Source organism: Streptomyces katrae (assembly GCF_002028425.1).
Taxonomy (GTDB): domain Bacteria; phylum Actinomycetota; class Actinomycetes; order Streptomycetales; family Streptomycetaceae; genus Streptomyces; species Streptomyces katrae_A.
The window spans coordinates 1243996-1261780 of the sequence record NZ_CP020042.1; the positions used below are offsets into that span (position 1 = coordinate 1243996).

12 protein-coding genes and 1 pseudogene are annotated in these 17785 nt (G+C 77.3%); 3 read left to right on the forward strand and 10 right to left on the reverse strand.

Features of this window, described 5'->3' with window-relative positions:
- Window positions 1–16: 16 nt before the first annotated feature.
- Together B4U46_RS05655 and B4U46_RS05660 are read right to left on the reverse strand one after the other, a co-directional pair.
- Window positions 17–1207, reverse strand: coding sequence for a trans-sulfuration enzyme family protein (locus B4U46_RS05655; protein ID WP_079424610.1), 1191 nt, complete (start codon window positions 1205–1207; stop codon window positions 17–19).
- A gap of 102 nt (window positions 1208–1309) precedes the next feature.
- Window positions 1310–2767, reverse strand: a complete 1458-nt coding sequence (locus B4U46_RS05660) for an MFS transporter (protein WP_079424612.1) — start codon at window positions 2765–2767, stop codon at window positions 1310–1312.
- A gap of 252 nt (window positions 2768–3019) precedes the next feature.
- Here B4U46_RS05660 and B4U46_RS05665 point away from each other — a divergent pair, with 252 nt between their 5' ends.
- Together B4U46_RS05665 and B4U46_RS05670 are read left to right on the forward strand one after the other, a co-directional pair.
- Window positions 3020–5581: a molybdopterin-dependent oxidoreductase gene (locus tag B4U46_RS05665; protein ID WP_079424613.1), complete on the forward strand. Its 2562-nt coding sequence runs from the start codon at window positions 3020–3022 to the stop codon at window positions 5579–5581.
- A complete protein-coding gene (locus tag B4U46_RS05670) occupies window positions 5578–6576 on the forward strand; it encodes an FAD binding domain-containing protein (protein WP_079424615.1) in 999 nt (332 codons plus the stop codon). Before B4U46_RS05665 ends, B4U46_RS05670 begins: the two co-directional genes overlap by 4 nt.
- On the opposite strand, the gene B4U46_RS05675 is transcribed toward B4U46_RS05670, so the two are convergent.
- Both B4U46_RS05675 and B4U46_RS05680 read right to left on the reverse strand, forming a co-directional pair.
- Window positions 6548–8707: an FUSC family protein gene (locus B4U46_RS05675; protein WP_079424617.1), complete on the reverse strand. Its 2160-nt coding sequence runs from the start codon at window positions 8705–8707 to the stop codon at window positions 6548–6550. The genes B4U46_RS05670 and B4U46_RS05675 overlap by 29 nt on opposite strands.
- 45 nt (window positions 8708–8752) lie before the next feature.
- A complete protein-coding gene (locus B4U46_RS05680) occupies window positions 8753–9613 on the reverse strand; it encodes a DUF1152 domain-containing protein (protein ID WP_315974781.1) in 861 nt (286 codons plus the stop codon).
- Window positions 9614–9630: 17 nt separating this feature from the next.
- Between B4U46_RS05680 and B4U46_RS05685 the strand changes: the two genes are divergently transcribed.
- A complete protein-coding gene (locus B4U46_RS05685) occupies window positions 9631–9879 on the forward strand; it encodes a hypothetical protein (RefSeq protein ID WP_079424618.1) in 249 nt (82 codons plus the stop codon).
- Here B4U46_RS05685 and B4U46_RS05690 read toward each other — a convergent pair.
- The 6 genes and pseudogenes from B4U46_RS05690 to B4U46_RS05710 form a co-directional block, all read right to left on the reverse strand.
- Window positions 9876–10493, reverse strand: coding sequence for a DMT family transporter (locus B4U46_RS05690; RefSeq protein ID WP_237292662.1), 618 nt, complete (start codon window positions 10491–10493; stop codon window positions 9876–9878). The genes B4U46_RS05685 and B4U46_RS05690 overlap by 4 nt on opposite strands.
- Window positions 10494–10581: 88 nt before the next feature.
- Window positions 10582–10794, reverse strand: a pseudogene (locus B4U46_RS38920) (EamA family transporter); the annotation flags it as partial.
- Window positions 10795–10934: 140 nt separating this feature from the next.
- Window positions 10935–12617, reverse strand: coding sequence for a thiopeptide-type bacteriocin biosynthesis protein (locus B4U46_RS05695; RefSeq protein ID WP_079424620.1), 1683 nt, complete (start codon window positions 12615–12617; stop codon window positions 10935–10937).
- A 34-nt stretch (window positions 12618–12651) separates the two neighbouring features.
- Window positions 12652–14556, reverse strand: a complete 1905-nt coding sequence (locus tag B4U46_RS05700; RefSeq protein WP_079424622.1) for a TOMM precursor leader peptide-binding protein — start codon at window positions 14554–14556, stop codon at window positions 12652–12654.
- Entirely contained in the window at window positions 14553–16628 is a 2076-nt protein-coding gene (locus B4U46_RS05705; protein ID WP_079424624.1) for a hypothetical protein, read from the reverse strand. The genes B4U46_RS05700 and B4U46_RS05705 overlap by 4 nt, the downstream gene beginning before the upstream one ends.
- Entirely contained in the window at window positions 16625–17761 is a 1137-nt protein-coding gene (locus B4U46_RS05710; RefSeq protein WP_159402072.1) for a lantibiotic dehydratase C-terminal domain-containing protein, read from the reverse strand. Before B4U46_RS05710 ends, B4U46_RS05705 begins: the two co-directional genes overlap by 4 nt.
- Window positions 17762–17785 lie beyond the last annotated feature (24 nt).

The following is a 17785-nucleotide window of genomic DNA, read 5'->3' on the forward strand; positions in this document are numbered from 1 at the left end:
TCTACGAATCAGGCGCTTATTTTGTCAACCCAAAAGAAGACCGCAGTGCCTGTTCAGCGTCCTGCCAGAGGTCCTCCGGGTCCTCGATGCCGACCGACATCCGCACCAGGCCCGGACCGATGCCCGCGCGCGCCAGCGCGTCCTCGTCCAGCTCCCGGTGGGAGGTGCTGGCAGGGTGCGTGACCAGCGTCTCCACCCCGCCCAGCGACAGCGCGAGCCGGGCCAGCCGGACCCCTTCGACGAAGGCGCGGCCCGCCTCCCGGCCACCGTGCAGCTCGAAGGAGAGCAGCCCGCCGCCGCCGGAGAGCACCTTGCGGGCCATGGCGTACGAGGGGTGCGTTCTCAGCCACGGCCAGTGGACGGCCGCCACGGCGGGGTGGTCCGCCAGCCGCCGCGCGAGCAGGGCCGCGTTGGCGCAGTGCTCGCGCATCCGCAGTGGCAGCGTCGCGATCCCGCGCAGGGTCAGCCAGACGGCGAACGGGTCGGCGCTGGCGCCGAGTTCGACCGTGCGCGGCCAGATCTCGCGGCGCAGGGCGTCGTCCGCGAAGACGGCCGCCCCGCCGAGGACGTCGGAGTGCCCGGCGAGGTACTTCGTGGTGGAGTGGAGCACGATGTCGGCGCCGTGCTCGATCGGACGGCACAGGACGGGCGAGGCCAGGGAGTTGTCCACGGCGCTGAGCACGCCCAGCCGCCGGGCCGCCGCCAGCAGGCCGGGCAGGTCGGGGACCTGTCCGGTGGGGTTGGCGATGGTCTCCAGCACGAGCAGCCGGGTGCGCGGCCCGGCGAGCGCCTCGAACTCCGCCGCGTCGTCACCGCCGATGTGGTCGACCCGGATCCCATAGCGCTCCGAGAGGTCCGCCAGCGCCGCGTACGTGCCCCCGTACAGGCAGCGTTGCGCGATCACCTGGTCGCCGGGGCGCAGCAGGGCGAGCAGGACCCCGCTGATGGCGCCCATCCCGGAGGCGAAGGCGATGGCCGAGGCCCCGCCCTCCAGGCCGGCGAGGGTGCGCTCCAGGGCGCGCACGGTGGGGTTGCCCCGGCGGCTGTAGACGTAGTCGCCGTCGGGTCCGGCCATGGCGCGCGCCAGTTCGTCTGCCGAGTCGAAGGCGAAGGCGGAGGACTGCACGAGCGGTACGGACAGCGGCCGGCTGGCGGGGGCTTCGAGCTCGTGGGCCACGTGCACGGCCCGGGTGCGGATGTCCTTCATCGAGGGGTCTCCCTGTCTCGTTCGGTACGGAAAAGGGGCCGCCCGACGTCCGGGGAGGACGTCGGGCGACCCCTGGGGCGAGCGCGGGGGCGTCCCCGTACGTCAGACCCCCGCCGTCTGGCCGCGCGACGCCGGGGCGTCGGCGGCCGGGGCGGCGGCAGCGGCAGCGGCGGCGACCGCCTTGTCGCCCTTCATGGCGAGGAGCGTGATCACCGCACCGGCGGCCGCGATGACGGCGGCGGCGATGAACGCGGCGCTGAACCCGTCGGTGAGGGCGGGCAGGTTGCCCAGTTCACCGGCGCCCTGGGTGGTGGCGAGGGCGGTCAGCGCGGCCAGGCCGAGGGCCGAGCCCACGTTGTAGGTGGTGTTGACGATGCCGGAGGCCAGGCCGGCCTGTTCCTGCGGGGCGCCGGACATCGAGGCGATCATCGCCGGGATGTAGGCGAGCGCCATGCCGAGCGCGGCGACGAGCGAGGCGGGCAGGACGTCGACCAGGAAGGTGCCGGTCGGCTCGACGGCGGAGAGCCACACCAGGCCGAGGGCGAGGGCGAACAGGCCGCCGACGATCAGCGGCTTCGCGCCGAAGCGGCCCATGAGCCGGGCGGTGATGGCCGTCATGAAGATCATCAGCAGGATGGTCATCGGGAGCAGGGCCGCACCGGAGGCGAAGGCGCCGTAGCCGAGGACCTGCTGGAGGTAGAGGTTGAGGAAGTACCACATCGGGATCCAGGCGGCGCCCAGCAGGGTCATGGCCAGGTTGCCCGAGCCCAGGCGCGGGATCCGCCACACGCTGAGCGGCATGAGCGGCTCGCGGATGCTCTTCTGGATCACGAAGAAGAGGACGAGGAGGACGGCGGCGCCGATCAGTTCCAGCACGGTGGCGGTGGAGCCCCAGCCGGCCTCGGGGGCGCGGACGACGGCGAAGACGGCGAGCGCGAGCCCGGCGGTGACGGCGATGGCGCCGAGGACGTCCACGGAGCCGCGGCGGGACCCGACGGCGGGCAGCAGCTTCGTCAGGGCGAGGGTGATCACACCGATCGGGACGTAGATGATGAAGCACCAGGGCCAGCTCACCCACTCGGTGAACACGCCGCCGAGGAAGACGCCGGCGGTGCCGCCGGCCGGGGCCGCGGCGCCGTAGAGGGCCATCGCCTTGCCGAGCTCCTTCGGGTCGTGCCCGAAGAGCATCATCAGGAGGGTCATGGCCGAGGGGGCGATCAGCGCGCCGCCGACTCCCTGGACGGCCCGGCCGGCGATCTCCACGGAGGCGCTCTGCGCGGCGGCGGCGAGCACGGAGCCCACGATCATGACGACCCAGCCGGTGGCGAAGATCTTGCGCGCCCCGAACAGGTCGGAGAGCCGCCCGCCGAGCAGCAGTAATCCGCCGAAGACGATGACGTAGGCGTTGAAGACCCACTGGAGCTCGCCCTGGGAGAAGCCCAGGTCCTTCTGCATCTCGGGGAGCGCCACCCCGATGATCGAGGTGTCCATGATCACCATGAACTGAGCGGCGGCAAGCACGCCAAGTGCCCACCAGCGCCGGGGATTGACGGTTGACATTGCCCTGGCCCTTCCTCTGTCGTATACCCCCAGGGGGTACCTTCGGGATGGAAGTTAGCATACCCATGGGGGGTATGTAAGGCTGCGGTCAGGCGCTCGAGCGGGGCTCGACCGGCGGGGCCCCGTCCCTCACCCGCTCAGCCCTGCCCCGGGCGCGGGCGCGCTGCGCGGGCCCCTGCGGCGGGATATCAAGGAGGTGAAGGTGAGCGCGCGGACCCGGCGGTCGCCACCCCGCCCGGAGGAGTACGTCCCGTGGAGTTCGAGGTCAATGGCGTCCGGCACACGACGGACACGGACGACGACCCCGCGGCCGTGGAGGTGCTGCGCGACCGGCTCGGCCTCACCGGCACCAAGCTGGTCTGCGGGGGCGGGGTGTGCGGCGCCTGCACCGTGCAGGTCGACGGCGACCCCCGGGTCTCCTGCCTGACGCCCGCCGCCCTGCTGGCCGGACGCCGGGTCACGACGGCGGAGGGCCTGGCGGACCACCCCGTGGCCCGGGCCTTCGCCGGCCGCGACGCCCTCCAGTGCGGCTACTGCACCCCCGGGTTCGTCGTCGAGGCAGCCGCGTTCCACGACCGGTGGCGGGCCGGACACGGGCAGACCGCCCCCGGCCGCGAGCAGATCGCCGACGCCCTGGCCGGCCACCTGTGCCGCTGCGGCGCCTACGAGCGGATCTTCGAGGCGGTGACCGCCGCCTGTACGGGCGCGTACGACGGGGAACCGGACCCGGCGGACCCGCCCCCGCGCGCCGAGGCCCCGGAGAAGGCCTGCGGCGCGGCCCGGTACACCACCGACCTGCGCCCCGAGGGACTGCTGGAGGGGGTGGTCGTCCGCTCCCCGCACGCGCACGCCCTCGTCCGCTCCATCGACGCCGGCGGCCTCCCGCTGGTACGGCTGCTGCCGCCCGACGGGGTGGTGCGCTACGCCGGCCAGCCCGTGGCCGCCGTCGCGGCGCCGACCCGGGCGGCGGCGCGGGCGGCCGCCGGGAAGGTCGTCGTGGACTACGAGGTACGGCCGGCGGCGCTCGACGTGCGCAGGGCCCGGGCCGGCGAGGGCCCGCTGGTCTACCCGGACAAAGCGGCCCGCAAGCAGGCGCCCAGCTCCGGCGAGGGCGGCCTCGGCCTGCCCGCGAAGTGGGAGGGCAACCGGCGGGGTCCGGTGAGCATGAACAAGCGCGGCGGGGAGGCCGTGCGCCGGATCCTCAAGGCCCGCGCCAAGACCCCCGACCGGCTGGTCGAAGGGCTGTACACGACCGCCGCCCAGAGCCACACCCCGCTCGAACCGCACACCGCGCTGGCCCACTGGACCGACGGCACCCTCCGGCTGGAGGTGTCCACCCAGGCCGTCCAGCGCGTCGCGCAGCTCGCGGCCGAACGCTGGGGCCTGCCCCCCGAACGGGTCATCGCCGACGCCCCGCACGTGGGCGGCGGCTTCGGCTCCAAGGTGGGGCTGACCACCGACGTCGTCGCCGCCGTGGAGCTCTCCCGGCTGTACGGCGCCCCCGTCCGGGTCTCGCTCGACCGGGACGAGGAGCTCACCGACGGCGGGTACCGGCCCGCCACCCGGATCCGGCTGGCGATGGCGGCCGACACGGCCGGGGACCTGTCGGCCCTGGCCGTCGACGCCGACAGCGACGGCGGCGTCTCGATCGGCGCTTCCGTGGCCGCGCTGGCCCGGTTCATGTACGGCCGCTCCCCGCGCCGGCTCCGCGACTTCGACACCGTCACCAACCGGCCCCCGGGCGCCCCCTTCCGCGGCCCGGGCGGACCCCCGCTGTGCTGGGCGCTGGAACAGGCCGTCGACGAGATGGCCCACCGGCTCGGCCACGACCCCATCGACCTGCGCCGCCAGTGGGACGGCAACCCCAAGCGCCGCGCCCTGTACGACTGGGCGGCGGCGCTGCCCGTGTGGACCGATGCCCGGCGCGGCGGCACGGGCCGCTACCGGCGCGGCGTCGGCGTCGCCGCCGCCAACTGGCTCTACTTCGTCGACCCCGCCACCGAGGTCGAACTCACCGTCGAGGACGGGACGGTGGTCGCCCGCTGCGCCGTCCAGGACATGGGCACCGGCTCCCGCAGCGTCCTGCGGCGGGCCGTCGCCGACGGGCTCGGCATCGAGGAGGGGCGGGTCCGCGTGGAGATCGGCCGCAGCGGCGCCGTGCACGGCCCGATCTCCGGGGGCAGTCGCACCACCCCCTCGCTCGCCCCCGCCGCCCGGGACGCCGCCGACCGGCTGCGCGCCGCACTCGGCGGCGGCGACGTCGCGTCCCGGCTGGACTCCGGCCACGGCACCCGCGTCACCGGCAGGCGCCCGCGCGACCGGCGCGGCTTCGCCCTCCCCTTCACCCTGGGCGGCCTGGCGGTCGGCCGCGGGTTCACCGGTTCGGTCCAGGTCGCCGAGGTCGAGGTGGACACCCGGCTGGGCCGGACCCGGGCGCTGCGCGTGTGGAGCGGCATCTCCGCCGGCCGGATCCACGAGGACCGCCTCGCCCGCAACCAGTGCGAGGGCGCGGTCGTCCAGGGCGTCGGCTACGCACTGTACGAGGAGCGCCGCACCGACCCCCGCACCGGCCGGGTGCTGACCGAGAACCTGGAGGACTACCGGATCCCCGGCATCGGCGACACCCCCGAGATCACGGTCCACTTCCACCAGGAGGGCTTCGATCACGTGCCCGGCGGCGGCGTGGGCCTGGGCGAGGTGGCCACCCTGCCCACCGCGGCCGCCCTGGGCAACGCCGTGTACGACGCCACCGGCTGGCGCCCGTACGACCTGCCCATCCGCCCCGACCGGCTCCTGGAAGGACTGCGTCCGTGAGCACCGAGCCCGCCCTCACCGACCTGTCGGCCGCCGTCCTGGCGCGCGGCGGGGAGCTGCGCGCCGGAGGCACCGACACCACCGCCCGGCAGCGTGCGGGCCTGTCCCCCGGCCCGTTCACCGACCTGTCCGGGGTCTCCCACCTGCGGGGCTGCACCGGCCTGCCCGGTGGCGGGCTGCGCATCGGCGCCCTGACCACCCTCGCCGAACTGGCCCGCGACCCGCGGGTGCGGGAGGGCTGGCCGGCGCTGGCGCTCGCGGCGGGAAGCACGGCCACCCCGCAGATCCGCGCCGCCGGGACCCTGGGCGGCAACCTGCTCCAGCGCAACCGCTGCTGGTACTACCGCAACCCGCACATCGGCTGCCTGCAGAAGGGCGGCACCGGCTGCCCCGCCCGCGAGGGCGACCACCACTACGGGGTGGTGGCCGGCGAGGGCCCGTGCGTGGCCCCGCACCCCTCGACCCTCGCCGTGGCCCTGCTGGCCTACGACGCGGAGGCCGAGGTGCACGGTGAATCCCCGCGCCCCGTCGCCGCGTTGTACGGGGACGGCAGCCGGCTGCACGACGTCGACCACCTGCTGCCGCCCGGCCGGGTCCTCACCTCGGTGCGGCTGCCCGCCGCGCTGCCCGGCGAACGCGCCGCCTGCCACCGGGCCATCAGCCGGGCCCGCGCCGAGTGGCCGCTGGTCGAGGCCGTCGCCCGGCTCGCGCTCCAGGGCTCGACGATCACCCGTGCCGCCGTCGCCGCGGGCGGGGTGGCCCGGGTCCCGCTGCGGCTGCCGGAGGTGGAGGAGGCCCTGACCGGCCGCGAGGCCACCCCGGCGGTCCTCGCCGAGGCGGCCGGGGCGGTCCTCGGGCGCTGCCGTCCCCTGCGGCACACCGGCTACAAGACCACCCTCTTCCGCGACACCGTCCTGGAGGTCCTGGAACGGGCCGCCGCCCCCGGGCCGCGTCCCGGGGAGGCGGTCAGCGGGTCCCGCCCTCCGGGGCCGTGACCCGTTCCAGGTCGGCCACCAGGGAGTCCAGCCAGGAGGCCGCCGCGTAGTAGCGGCGGGGCGCGCCGGGCGGCTCCGCCGTGAGTCCGCGGTAGGCCGGGTCGCGCAGCGGCGCGGGCACCGGCGGGGTGTCCCCGCCGGGGTCGAGGTGCGCCGACACCAGCAGCATCCGTCCGGCCACCCGGTCCCCGATGCCGGTCAGCCCCTCGGCCGCCTCCGGCCCCAGGGGCGCCGGGCCCGCGGGCCCCGTGCCCAGGCCGTCGGGCGGGGCGGGCCTGTCGGGTGGGGCCGTCAGCCGGTCCGCGCCCCACAGGACGTGGTGGCCCGTCATCAGGGCCGCCTGCCAGTCGGGCCCGGGCGGGCGCGGGGTGGCGGCCCCGAAGCGAACCGGCTCGCTCTGGAACTGCGCGTACGCCGACTCGGCCATGGTCAGCGCGTGCCGCAGCGACCGGTACCCCCGTGCGGCCACCGCCCCCTCCCCCGTGCCACCCGCCGCGACGGAGGCACTCGTCGCGACCACGATCTCGGCGGCCCGGCGCAGCAGGCCCGCCGTGGCGCGGCCCAGCTCGTCGTGGGCGCCCCGGGGCCAGGCCAGCAGCCCGAACACCCCGCCGATCACGCTTCCGATCAGCACGTCGGCCATCCGTACCTCGGCCAGCTGCCAGGTCGCCGGCGCCAGCTGCGCGAACACCATGGCCACCAGCACCGTGAACAGCCCCTGCGCCCACCCCACCCCCCGCACCGGCCCCACCGTGAAGGCGAAGAGCATCCACAGCGGAAGGACCACGGCGTACACCGCCGTGTGCGGGCCGACCACGGTGAGGAGGCCCGCCGTGAGCAGGGCGCCGGCGAAGGTGCCGGCCAGGGCGATCCGGATGGTGCTCCAGGTCTCGCCGACGGTGGTCCGCGTCAGGGAGAGCGCCGCCAGCGTCGCCCAGAACCCGTGGGGCAGCGTGTCCAGTCCGGCGACCAGCCGGGCCGCGGCCAGCGCGAGGCCGATCCGCACCGCGTTCTGGAAGAACACCGACCGGCGCACGGCGTGCCCCCGGATCCGGTGCCACCACAGCAGCACGGCGGGGGTGCGCGCGTACCAGAACCGCCCCGGCTGCACCCGGTCCGCCACCACCGGGCCCCCTACGGCGAGGGAGGCGGCCGTGGCCGTGGTCAGGGCGGCGTCGGCCACCTCCAGCACCGCCGCGTCCCGGCGCAGCGCCGCCGGGCCGGCCGGCCCGGCGGGGACGGCGGCCAGCCGGGCCCGGGCCGCGGCGAGTTCCCGGTACGCGTCGCCCGGGCCGGTGTCCGCCCGGAGCCGCAGGCGGCCGGCGGTGCGCTCGGAGAGCAGCGCCACCCCGCGCAGTACCTCCCCGGCGCTCTGACCCGGGTCGTGGAGCGCGGAGAGCCGACCGAGCAGGGTCCGCGCGGCCAGGCCCGTGTGCGTCAGCGCCCGGTCGCGCGCGCCCGGCCCCGCCGGCCGGTCGGCCTCGGGCACCTTCAGCGACCGCAGGCCCGTGCCCGCCTCGCGGGCCCGCTCGGCCGCGGCCGCCGAAAGCGCGTACGGGGGCTCGGCCAGCTCCCGCGCACAGTGCGCGGCGGCGTCGGCGGCGCGGGCGGCGAGCTCCCGGTAGGGCGGTGGCGCGGGCTCGGGGAAGAGGTACCGCTCGGCCAGGACGAGCAGGGCGAGCCCGGCGGTGGTGCCGGCCAGCCGGACGCCGAGGGAGCCCGGATCGTACGGGGGAAAGGACGGGAGCATGTACAGCAGTTGCAGTCCCGGCCCGGCTCCGGCCAGCCGCGGCCCGCCGACGGCGGCGAAGGCCAGTACGAAGCCGATCACGAGCATCCCGGCGACGGCGCTCCAGGTGCGCACCGACAGGAAGGTGCCGGCCACGACCAGCAGCCAGCACGCCGGCACCAGCCGCAGCACGGTCGCGGCCCGCTGCGGCCCCGTGCCGGGGATCCGCGACAGCCCGGCGAGGGCCACCGCCGAGAACAGCGCGTAGGTGGCGGCGACGGAGGAGCCGAAGCCGTACAGGAACAGGTAGAACCCGGCGGCGGCGACCAGCGTCACCCGCACCGCCCGGACCCCCGAGGCCGCGTAGCCCGGCGGCAACCAGCGCCTGGGCACACCACCCATCCCACCAGCATCACCCGTCCGGGGCTCCGCGGCACCACGGCCCGCTCAGCCTGCCGCCAGCCGCCACAGCGGGGGGACGTGGCGCCCGGGCACGGTCTTGCGCAGGCCGGTGAGCAGGGCGCGGGCCTCCGTGGCGGTCAGGTCGAGCTCCTCGGTGATCCGGCGGGTGGTGGCGTACGCGATCCCCTGCGCGAGCGTCTCCCGTTCCCAGGCGGCGAACCGGTCCAGGACCGCGGCGGGGTCGCGGTCCGGGCGGCTCCGGGCGGGCGGGGTGCCGGGGTGGGCGGCGCGGCGGCGTTCGCGGGCGATCTCCGAGAAGCCGCAGACCGCGCGGGACGCCTCCTCGGCCTCGTCCAGGCCGCGGCAGCCGGCGAGCGCCCGGGCCAGCGGGCTGAGTCCGAGGACGCGGTCCAGGGTGAGCCGGTGGACCTGCCGGGAGGTGGCGTCGAGGAGTACGGGCCGGGGCGCGTCCCGGGTGCCGCAGACGCCGCGCACCCCGCGGGCGGCGGCGACCAGCAGGGCGCCGGCTTCGGAGGGGTGCCAGTCGAAGACCCCGGCCACCACCTCGGTGTGCGCGGCGCCGAGGGTGAGGGCGGGCGCGCCGAGCCGGGGCAGCAGGTCGGGCAGGGGCACCTCGTTGTCGAGGCCGGGGCCGGCGACGTACACGGAGGCCGGCAGGCCGGTCTCGGCGCAGGCGGCGACGGCGAGGGCGTCGCCGAGCGGGCTGCGCAGGGTGGGTTCGTCCCCGTGGGCGACGATGTCGCCGCCCACGTCCACCAGGTCGATCCGGTCTGCCCGGCACCAGCGGGCGGCCGCCGCGATCTGGCGGGCCAGGCCGCGCGTGCCGCCGTACGGGTCGAGCAGCCCGAGCCGCGGCCGCAGGGCCCCGGACAGCCGCGGGAGCAGCGAGCCGGCGGCGCCGGATGTACGTGCTCCAGCACCTGCTGGAGTTCACGGGCCTGCGCCCGGGCGCCTACCAGGAGGTTTTCGCCACCCGCTTCGAGGACGACTTCGGCCCGCAGCTCGCCGCCCTGCTGGAGCGGCGCTGGCTGCGGGAGGAGGGCGGGGCGCTGGCGCTGACCCCGGAGGGCATGGCCTGGGCGGACGCGGTGGGCCCGATGTTCTTCTCCGACCGCGTGCACGAGAACATGCGCTCCTACCAGGACCGCTAGGGCCTGCGGGTCGCCGGTTCCGGCTCGGTGTGCGGGGCCGGTGCGGTCCGCGGCCGGCGGTGGCGCTCGGGGAGGGACACGAGGACCAGCCCGAGCAGCAGCAGCGCCGCCCCGGCCGCCGCGGACGGTCCCGGCCGCTCGCCCAGCACCGCGACCCCGAGCACCGTCGCGACCAGCGGTTCGGTCAGGCTCAGCGTCCCCGTCGTGGCGGCGCTGAGCCGGCCGACGCCCCGGGTGAACAGCAGGTACCCGAGGGCGGTGGTGCCCAGGCCGAGCCAGCCGATCAGGGCGGCCGAGCGGACGGTGGCCAGGCCCCCGGGGGCCACCAGCAGGTACGGGGAGACCAGCAGCCCGGCGCACAGCACGCTCACGGGGGCCGCGGCGCCGAGGTCGGCTCCACGCGCCCCCAGTTCCTTCGTGGCGGCGATGTACACGCCGAAACTCGCCCCCGCCACGACGCCGAACAGCACACCCGGCAGGTCCGCGGTGGCCCCGCTGCCGGGCAGCAGCACCAGGGCGATGCCGAGCACGGCGCAGCCGGTCCCGGCCAGCCAGCGGGGTGTCAGCCGCTCCCCGGACAGGGCCCGGGCGGACAGGCCGCCGACCACGGGCACGGTCCCGAAGGCGACGGCGGTGGCCAGGGGCCGCCCCGCCCCGCTCGACCGCCTGAAGGAAGCACACCTGGAAGGCGGCGGTGACCAGCACGCACAGCCCGAGCCACCGCCGCACCCCGGGCCGCCGCAGCGTGCGCAGCCCGGCCGGGCGCACCGTCAGCAGGCTGAGCGCCAGCCCGCCGAGCAGCATCCGGCAGGCCCCGAGCGCCACGGGGTGCACCCCGGTGTCCGCCCAGAGCTGGGCGGGCCCCACCGTCCCCCACAGCACCGCCGCCGCCAGCACGGACGCCAAAGCTCCCATGACTACCCCCTCCACCACGCTCCGGTCATGGCGAAGCTATCGGGGCGCGGCCGGGCAGACCTACTGGCCGAAACCATGAGATTCCCTCTCAAAGTACCGGCCGGTCCGTGCCTTCACACCAACCCGTCTTCCGTCGCACGTCACCCGTCTGCTGCGCGGCGTCCGAGCGGCAGCAGGTACTGGAGGGGCTGTTCCAGGTCGTCCAGGCCGAGGAGTTCGTGGGCCAGGTCGTCGTGGAAACCGCCGAGCGGGGTGCCGGCCAGGCCCAGGGCCGTGCCGGTGAGCAGCAGGTTCTGCGCCAGGTGGCCCGTCTCCAGCAGGGCCAGGCGCAGGGCGCGCAGACCGTAGCGGCGGCGCAGCAGGCCGAGGTCCGCGTAGAGGGCGAGGACCACCGGGACGCGGTCGATGCCGATCCAGTGCGGGTCGGTCGGGGGCCGGGACAGGTACGTCGACAGCGAGGCGATCTCCGCCGTGGCCGGGGCCGGGCCCACGAGGCGCAGCGTCCGCCGCTCGGGCACGCAGTCGTACGTGCCCGCCGGAACGCCCTCGACGTCGAGCACCAGCAGCCGCACCCGGGCCGTGTACAGGGCGCCCGCACTGGGGTAGGCCCGGTGGACCGGGGTGTCGGCCGAGCCCTCGGGCAGCGGCGCCCCGCCGCGCTCCCGGTCGGCCAGGGCGTGCCACAGCAGGGCGCCCAGGCCGGGGGCGGTGAGGGGCCCGCCGAGCGCCCCGCGCGCCGAGGCCCGGGCCGTGAGGGCGGCGCCGAGCGAGACCTCGGGCAGCGGGGCGGCGGGCAGGGGCAGCTCCGGCGCGGCCGGAGCGTACCGGGGCGGCCCGGGCGGCAGGGTGCGCAGGGCCGTGTCCTCGTTGCGGCCGATCTGGAACTTGCTGCGCTCCACGTACTGCAGGTCGGGGGCGGTGTGCCCGGCCGGGAAGTAGTCCGCCGGCTCCCCGGTCTCCAGCAGGGTGCGGGCGGCCAGCCGGCACACCGCCCGCTCCTCGTCGGGGGTCACCCCGAGCCGGTTGAACAGCATGTGGAGCTGCGAGCCCCAGATCCAGGCCGTCGCGTCGGGGGCCGCGTCCGGGTCCAGCCCGGCCCGGAGCAGGGCGTCGGTCTCGCGGACCCGCCGTTCCCAGTGGCCCAGCCAGGGTGCGGCGGTGCCCTGGGCGAGCCGTTCCCGCAGGCCCCGGGCACGCCGTGCCAGGCCGGAACGCTGCGCGGCATAGACGGAGTTGACGCGGGTGTGCACGGAGGCCCCCGGCAGCAGCGGCACCTCGGTGACCCACCGCCAGCCGGCCGCGTGCCGGCGCAGCCAGCGGGCGGCGGTGAGCCGGTCCAGGCCGAGCGCCTGCACGGTCGTGTGGACCAGGTCCGCCGCGTGCGTCAGGCGGGCCGAGCCGCCGCCCCCGGCGGCGAGGTCGCGCAGGACCCGGAGCACCACCTGGGAGGAGTCCGCGAAGACCTCCTCGGCGAGGGGCAGGGCGCGCGGGCCGCCGTACCGGTCGGTCTCGGGCACGTACGGGACGGCGCGGACCTCGCCGTGGGCGGAGGTCCAGGGGCCGGGCACCGAGGGCACCTCCCCGGCCGCGCGCGCCAGTTCGGCCGGGAGCCGCGCGGCGGCGGCCGGGGCGAGCCCGCGCACGCGGACGCGTACGTGGGGGCCGTCCTCCGCGTAGCGGATGAAGAACCACCGGTCGGCCTCCCCGGCCGCCACCAGGCCGTCCAGGAGCGGGGCCGCCCCGCGGACCAGGAACGCGTCGGTGTCCTCGGTCGCGCAGTGCAGGAAGACGTGGTGGCTGTGCCAGGCGTCGGTCGTGGTCATCTGCGGTCCTAGCGGGAGGGGGCGGAAGGGCGGATCAGGGGAAGGGGTGCGGGTGGAGGGCCAGGTCCTCGTGGCGCAGCGGCCGGGGGGTGCGGCCCAGCCGGTGGGGCACGTCGAGCAGCCGGGGCAGGCCGCGGGTGCGCCGGTTGACGTGTCCGAAGGTCATCGGCAGCGAGCCGGGGACGACGACCTTCACGCAGTGCAGGCCGAGCCGGTCGCGCAGTCCCGGTTCGCTCTGGTCGACGGTGACCACCTCCAGACCCGTCGCGGCCAGCCTGTCCACGGTCGCCGTGAGCAGGGCGGCGAGGTCGGCGACCGGTTCCGGCGCGCCCGGCCAGGCCGCCGCGACCGGCACGGAGGGGGTGTCGGCGAGGAGGAACGCCAGCCGGGGGGCCGCCTGCGGGAGGGCGTTGACCCCGACGTGGTCGTCCAGGCCGACCACCAGCTCCGGCCGGTCCAGCATGGGCCGCAGCCGCCGCGGGTCGCGTGCGCCGTCCTCGGCGAAGGACCGCCCCGGCGACTCCAGGACGTTGGTGACCACCTCCGCCACGGCGGAGCGGATCGCGGCCCGCGGATCGTGGTGGGCGCCGGCCGCGAGGAACATCCGGGGCGCGTCGGGGTGGGTGCCCTCGTAGTGGCAGACGGCCACGACCGCCGGGATGCCGAAGTCGTTGGTCGCGTCGAGCAACAGCAGCCGGTAGCCCGCGACGGCGGCCCGGTCCGCGAGGAGCGCCGTGTCCCGGTCGTCCGGGGGCGGTTCGACGCGGCGCAGGGGGGTGGCGGCGTACCAGGCCATCAGGAAGGCGTCGCGCTCCGCGACCTCGAACAGGCCGTAGAGCGCGGCCTCTTCGGGGCTGTTGCCGAGACCGCAGCCGTTGGAGGACTCGTACACCACGCGCGGCCCGCCGGCGCCGGGCACGTCCCAGTAGGCCACGTGCTCGGGTACGAGGACCGGGCGGCGCCGGGTCAGCGACCAGCCCCGTACCCAGTCCAGCTCCAGATCGGGCGTGTAGGGGACGGTGGGCGAGGCCGGGTGCCCGTGGTGGGCGGGGTCGGGCAGGCCGAGCCGTCCGGGGTCCAGGGCCCGGTCGGGGCCGAGTGCGGCGAAGGGGGCGCGCAGGTCGGTGCGCCGGCCGGTGGGGCGCATCCCCGCGTACCGTTCGACGGCCTCGAAGAGGGCGATGCGCTCGCTGGTCGCGAAGTCGTGGGCGCGGCCGTACCCGCCGTCGTCGACGAGCCGGCCGTCGCTGACGAACGCGCTCGTGAGGGAGAAGGCGGAGTCCTCGGAGCGGAAGAGGCGGCGCACCGGCCCGAACCGTTCGTCGTGCAGCGCCTCCCGCAGGAGTCCGGGACCGGCGGTGCGGGGATTGGGGGCGCGCAGCACGTACGGGTCGGGCAGCGGGCGGGGCGCGGCGGGCAGCGGGTCCGGGGCGGTCGCGGAGTCGGCGGGGAGGGGGTGGCAGACGGCGCAGCCGCCGACGGGACGGACGCGGTGGGTGGACCAGGTGCCGCGCCCCTGGTGGACGACGTGCACGACGGCCGCCCCGTCCTCCCGGCCGGGCTCCTCCCCGGCCAGCAGGTCCTGGACCAGGGAGCCGAGGGCGGCGGACAGGGCCGGGGCGGGTACGCCGGCCAGCGCGAGCGCCGGGCTCCGCCAGGGCACCCGGCCGCCGGCCGTGGCCAGGCGCTGGTACTCGGTGCAGCACAGGCAGGCCGCCGCCCCGGGGGCCAGCACCGGCCCGACGACGGCGAGCGGCCCGTCGAAGCGGACGGGGACCCACTCGACGGGGTGGCCGAGCGCGTGCCGGCTCAGCTCCTCGGCGAGCCCCAGCGTCCACCGCTCCAGCAGCACCACCGCCGGCCCGGCGGCAGCGGCGAGCGCGTCCTCGGGTGCCAGGACGGGTACGCGGAGGGGCCCCAGGGGGCCGGAGCCGGTCATCGGGCCTCCTCGGACCGGGCGTTCAGAACCGTGAAACCGAAGGCCCGCAAACGGGCGGCGAGTTCCCCGGGGCCGGGGACACCGACGCGGCCGGCGGCCGGTTCCACGGACTCGGGCGTTCCGGCGTCGCCGGGGGTCCCCGGGGCGCCGGGAACTCCCGGGGTGATGAAGGCTCCCGGAGCGTCAGGGGCTCCCGGCGCGTCAGGGGGACACAAGGCGTCGGGGCGTCCGGCAGCGCCTGGGATCCGCGGGACGCCGGGGGCTCCCGGCGCGTCGGGGAGTTCGAGAACTCCCGGGAGGTCTTGGGCGGTACGGGGGGAGGTTTCGGTGAACCGGTGCAGCGCGGCCTGGAACCGCACCTCACGTCCGGCGACGTCCGCCATCCAGCCGTTGGTCCAGCCGGCGTCCTCCCAGGCGGCGATCCGCGCTCCGGCCGTGGCCAGAGCGGCGACGGCCCCGCCCGAGGGCGGCACCCGCCCCGCACCCGTCCCGGCCGGGGAGGCCGGTACAGCCGGGGCGGTCGGGGCCGTGAGGAGGGGTGGTGCGGCGGGGGCGGCGGGAGCGGGCGGGGTGTTGGCAACGGCGGGGGGTGTGGAGGCCGATACGGCCGACACGGCGGCCAGTGCCGCGAAGGCCGCCGCGTCGCCCGGGGTCGCCTCGACCGCTTCCCCGAGCACCCCGGCCCCGGATGGTCCGGCTGCCCGCGCGTCGGCGCCGGGGGGCCGGGGCGCCCCCGGCCCGGCCGGGCCGGGGGCGGCGGGGTGCGGAAGCGTCCGGCGGACCACCGCGTGGTAGACCTCCTCGTCCGGGGCGGCTCGGACCACCTCCAGCCGGGCCGGTACGCCGAGGCGGACGGTCAGGGTGGTCCACCAATGGCGGGCCTGCGGGTGCCCCGACCACGCCTCCTCGGACACCACGGCCCCTCCCGCCCGCCGGGCCGCCGCCGCCCGCAGCGCCCTCCCCCGGGCGTGCTCCGGGTTCGCCCCGACCGTGAACTGCCCTTCCCCCAGCGAGAGTTCCGCGGCCCGGCAGAACAGCTCCAGGCGGGCCAGGTCCAGCCGGGGCGCCCCGCCCGTGAGCCGCCCCCGGGGGAGCGCGCAGGCGGCCAGCGGTACGGGCAGCTGCCCCAGGCCGGCCGGTTCCGGCCCCGGCAGGACGCCGCAGCGCCCGTCGCCGAGGGCGTCCAGCCGCCGCAGCGCCTCGTCCAGGGTCCGGGCGGGGGCGAGGTCGGTGCACCGGTCCCGGTCGAACCGTTCCGGGCCGAGCCAGGTGCGGTAGTCGGCGCGCAGCGGCCGGGCGTCGGCGAGGAGCACGGCGGGCAGACCGGGCAGCAGCCGCTCGTCACCGCCCTCGGCGGCCGGGTCCGCCAGCCCGGCGGCCGCGCACAGCAGCCGGTGGACCGCGGCGCCGGCCAGCAGCGGTACGAACGCGGCGGGCCCGGCGTCCCCGGCCGGCCCGAGGCGTGCCTCCAGGGCCCGTGCGTCGGCCCGGGCCTGGGCGGGGCTGCCGGGGGCGGTGGCGTATCCGCCCGTGCCGCACCGCCCGGCCGCGACCGCCCGGTCCGGGCCGGCGCCGTGGACGCGGAGCAGGATCCGGTCCCCGGCGAGGTCCGGGTCGGCGGTGTACGCGACGGGCAGGCCGCAGTCCGCCAGTGCCCGTCCGGCGGCCCGCGCCAGGGGTGCGTCCGGGTGGCCGGCCAGCACTTCGGCGCGGGCGGCGGCGAGCGCGGCGGCCGGGGCCGCGGGCCGCCCGGTGCTCTCCGCGAGCCACGCTCCGACGGGGCCGGGCGGCGGGGCGCCCGTGGTCAGCAGGCCGTGCGTCTCCAGCTGCCGCAGGAGGGTGTCCACGGCCCCGCGCAGCGCCGACCCGGGCTCGATGCCGTCGAGGAGGGTTTCGAGCCCGCCCTCCCGCAGCGGTTCCTCCAGGAGCTTCCACAGGGCGGGCAGGGCGTTGCTGCCCTCCAGGGTGAGGCTGCCGCTCGGGCCCCTGAGGTGCAGGCCGGCCCGCAGCGGGGTCACGGCCACGCCGGGCCGCAGCCTGCGTACGGTCCTCGGGCGCGCGACGGTGGTCATGCCCGGCCCTCCACCGCGTCGATGGCCTCGCCGACCTCCGTGCGCCAGTCGCTGCCGGTCAGCCCGGGTACGGCGCTCACGACCAGGTGCGCCGCCAGGTACCGCTCCAGCGGCCGGACGTCGCAGATGGCGAGGAGCCGGTACAGGGCGTTGGTGCAGGCCCGGTACACGAGGTAGTCGGGGCTGGTGAACATCCGCCCGTGCGGGTCGGCGCGGCTCAGCAGCCGGTGGAACTCGCTGTAGCGGGTGCGCAGTCCGTGGTTCCAGCGTTCCGCCGCCCCGCGGTCGCCGGTGGCCAGGGCGCGGGCGCCGTACTCGGCCGGGCTGCCGGAGAGGTCCGCGCCCGCGTCGTGGCGGGCGCGCGCCAGCCGCCAGGCGCCGGCCGAGAACTCCGGCCAGGCCCGTTCCCAGCCCAGCGCACCGCCCTCGGCGATCCGCCCGACGAGGGCGGTCACCGCCGCGCCGGCGCGTTCGGCGTGCTGCTCGAAGCGGGCGCGCAGCCGGCCGTCGGGGTCGTCGTGGACGAGGAAGTCCTCCAGGTGGGAGACGTACGACCAGTGGCCGCCGGCCAGCCCGCCGGGGTGGGCGCTCGCGTGCGCGGCGAGGGCGGTGACCGCGAGCCGGATCCGGGCCTGCGCGCCGTCGCCGTGCTCCCCGAGGAAGCCGGCGCCGGCCCGCAGCGCGCCCAGGCCCGCCCGGAGCAGGTCGTCGCGCAGGCCGGCGCCGTCCTCGCCGAGGAGGCCGCGGACGGAGGAGCGGTCGACGGGCTCGGTACGGACGGTGTTGTCGGGGTGGACCGGCCCGTAGGGCGGGGGTACGAGCTCGGCGCGGCCGGCCTCGGCGGCCCGTTCCAGCAGCTGTGCCCCGGTGAGGTCGGCGTGCGAGGGGTGGTCGCGGAGCCAGTCGCGGAGCGCGGCCGCGGCGGAGCCGGCGGTCCGGGTCACCTGGCGGGGCGGTCCCTGGAGGCGCAGCCGCAGGTGGGGGCCGTGCAGCCAGTGCCGTTCCACGTGGGCGGCGAGTCCGTCGGCCGTGGCCGACTCGGCGAGGGGCAGCAGGGCTCCGCGCAGCAGGGGGGCCTTGTCGGGGTGGTGGTAGTAGGCCACCACGTCGAGGGCGTGGTCGTGGGGACGCATGTGCTCCGTGCTCCCTTCCGTGGT